Here is a 3382-nt window from a genome sequence, read left to right on the forward strand (position 1 = left end):
AGCCTCTAAACGTCCACTGGCTTCCAAGCCAAAAGTGTCGCATTTGCCCGTTTTTAAAAATATTTGGATGGTTCAGTTAGGAACGTTTAGTAAAACTGAGAACGCTTATAAGCTAAGAGACAAACTCAGGGCCGATGGTTTTGACGGGCATACAAAAGAAGTTTTGTTGGGCGGTAAAAAAGCGATTAGGGTCTTCACCGGTCCTTTTGTTAAGAAGCGTGAAGCTGAAAAAACCAAGAAGAAACTCGACCAAAAGTATAAGGTTGATAGTCGACTCATCTTTTTTGATGCGTAACCCCCATTATCTTTGTTATTATGCGCGCCTGTTTTTTGGATATCATTTGTTTGGGTTAAATGTATCATTGCAAGTCAGAGACTAACGGGGTTAATGCGCTTTAAATGTCAGGTTTAAATTGGGCCGACTGGACGCTCATCGTCATTATCTCACTTTCAAGTTTAATGAGTCTCAGGCGAGGTTTTGTTAAGGAAGCCTTGTCGCTTGCTACATGGGTGGTTGCCTTTATTGTGGCGCGCAGCTTTCATCCTAATCTCCAAACCTTATTGATTGACTCAATTAATGAACCAGTACTAAGAACCATCGCAGCATTTATTATGTTGTTTATAGGTACCTTGCTGGTGGGTGCTGGTATCAACTTCATTGTTGGTGCTTTGATACGTTTAACTGGCTTAACCCCAATAGATAGAATGCTAGGAATTGTGTTTGGTCTTGCCAGGGGGTTAATTCTTGCAGTTGTGCTTGTAGCCATTGTTCGCTTAACGCCTTTTGAGCAAAGCGACTGGTGGCAAAATTCGGTAATGATCGAGAATTTGTCTATATTAGAGCAATGGTCTCGATCAGTATTCGAAAGTCATAAAGAAACCAAAGTTTGATAGAAACGTTTTTAAAGAGGTAGTCATATGTGTGGCATCGTAGGTGTTGTTGGAAAAAACAACGCGAATCAATCGTTGTATGATGCATTAACCGTTTTGCAACATCGCGGCCAGGACGCTGCCGGCATTGTTACCTGCCAAGATGATCGTTTCTTTTTAAGAAAGGATAATGGCCTAGTACGTGATGTTTTTCGTACACGGCATATGAAACGCCTGCAAGGCAGTGTAGGTATTGGGCATGTGCGCTACCCAACTGCAGGCTCTTCTAGTTCTGCGGAAGCTCAGCCTTTTTATGTTAACTCTCCTTATGGTATTACCTTAGCGCATAACGGTAATCTGACTAATACGGCTGAGCTAGCGAGTGGGGTTCTGAAGTCGGATTTACGTCATGTAAACACTAATTCCGATTCAGAAGTACTATTGAATGTCTTTGCTCACGAGCTTCAGGAGCAAGGAAAGCTGGTACCTACGCAAGTAGAAATCTTTAACGCGGTTAAAGAAGTTCATAAGCGGTGCCGAGGCGCCTATGCAGTCATTGCCATGATCACTGGCTACGGCGTGTTGGCTTTTCGTGACCCTTACGGTATTCGTCCGGTTTGCTATGGCAAGCGTGAGACGGAGCAGGGCACCGAATATATGATTTCTTCCGAAAGCGTAGCGCTTGCTGCCCTAGGCTTTGAGCTTGTGCGCGATATAGAGCCTGGTGAAGCGATCTATATTGAGAATGATGGAACACTGCATACACAGCAATGTTCTGAAAACCCTAAACTGACACCTTGTATTTTCGAGCACGTATACTTCGCGCGCCCTGATTCTATTATAGATAAGGTCTCTGTTTACAAGGCGCGCCTGCGTATGGGTGAAACACTTGCCCAAAAAGTAAAACGACTGCGTCCTGATCACGATATCGACGTTGTCATGCCTATCCCCGATACTAGCCGTACCTCTGCAATGCAAATGGCGGTGGAGTTGGGTGTGAAGTTTCGCGAAGGCTTCATCAAGAACCGCTATATTGGTCGTACTTTTATTATGCCAGGCCAGAATCAGCGTAAGAAGTCGGTACGTCAGAAGTTGAACCCCATTGAACTAGAGTTTAAAGATAAAAACGTTATGTTGGTCGATGACTCAATTGTACGGGGTACGACATGTCGTGAAATCGTACAAATGGCTAGAGACGCTGGTGCTAAAAACGTGTACTTTGCATCTGCCGCGCCTGAGGTAAGATACCCAAATGTTTACGGTATCGATATGCCTGCTGCAACTGAGTTGATTGCACATGACCGCACGGTTGAAGATATTCAGGAAATTATTGGTGCAGACTGGCTAGTTTATCAAGACCTGGAAGATCTTATTCGTTGTGCGAAAGATGGAAACGAAGACATTGATGAGTTTGATTGCTCGGTCTTCAACGGAGTCTATCCAACGGGTGATATATGTGGTGATTACCTCGACAGGCTTGAGCAAGCACGTAATGATTCAAACAAAAAGAAGTTAAATGAAGATGACGCCACTATCGATCTTCATAACGACAATTAAGGCTGAATTAGCTCATTATTTGTCATAGAAAACTAAAAATTCGAATTAAAGGTGAGAAGAGATGGCGAATAGCCAGCCACCGAAAGGTAATATTCCCGTTCCAAATTTGGACGGTGTTGGTTTAGAGACGCTTGCAGTACGAGCTGGGCAAATTAGAAGTCCTGAGCTTGAACACAGCGAAGCGATTTTTCCGACCTCAAGCTTTGTGTTTAATTCAGCGCAAGAAGCTGCTGCACGATTTGCAGGCGAAGAGCCTGGGAACATCTATGCGCGTTTCACCAATCCAACGGTTGCGATGTTTGAGGCGCGCTTAGCTGCCTTAGAAGGAGGCGAGCGTGGTGTTGCTGCAGCATCGGGTATGGCTGCTATTATGTCTGTTTGCTACGCTCTGTTAGAGCAGGGTGATCATGTCATTTGTTCGCGCAGTGTTTTTGGCACGACGACAGTTCTGCTAGAAAAGTTTGTAAAGAAGTTTGGTGTTGAGATTAGCTTTGTTGATCTGACTGATTACGAGCAATGGCAGACCAGCATCAAGGACAATACTAGGTTTCTATTCCTTGAATCGCCGTCGAACCCACTGTGTGAAGTAGTTGATATCGCAAGACTGGCAGAACTGGCGAGACAAGGGCGTCATTCGAAAGGCTGCTTGCTTGTTGTTGATAACTGCATGTGTACACCTATCTTGCAGCAGCCTTTGAAGCTTGGTGCTGATATCGTAGTGCATTCAGCGACTAAATACATTGACGGCCAAGGACGTTGTTTGGGTGGCGCGGTTGTCGGCTCAAATGCAATTATCGAAGAGGTTCATGGTTTTATCCGTTCTGGCGGTGCTGCCTTGAGCCCCTTTAATGCCTGGGTGATGCTGAAGGGCTTAGAAACCCTGAGTATACGTATGAAAGCTCACGGTGATGGGGCTATGAAAATCGCTCAGTGGTTGTCAGAACAAGCTGAAGTT

The 3382-nt window shown here is 44.8% G+C and carries 4 protein-coding genes; all 4 read left to right on the forward strand.

The genetic code is table 11. From position 1 onward, the window contains the following. A partial coding sequence (locus A3763_RS14090; RefSeq protein ID WP_231872202.1) for an SPOR domain-containing protein occupies nt 1-295 on the forward strand: 295 nt, incomplete at its 5' end. 104 nt (nt 296-399) lie between these two features. Continuing rightward, complete coding sequence (locus tag A3763_RS14095) at nt 400-891, forward strand: CvpA family protein (RefSeq protein WP_068515765.1); 492 nt, start codon at nt 400-402, stop codon at nt 889-891. A 27-nt stretch (nt 892-918) separates the two neighbouring features. Beyond that, nucleotides 919-2427: an amidophosphoribosyltransferase gene (gene purF / locus A3763_RS14100; protein ID WP_068515762.1), complete on the forward strand. Its 1509-nt coding sequence runs from the start codon at nt 919-921 to the stop codon at nt 2425-2427. A gap of 61 nt (nt 2428-2488) precedes the next feature. Then, on the forward strand, nt 2489-3382 hold an 894-nt coding region (locus A3763_RS14105; protein WP_068760160.1), incomplete at its 3' end, for an aminotransferase class V-fold PLP-dependent enzyme.

It is taken from the genome of Oleiphilus sp. HI0128 (assembly GCF_001635365.1).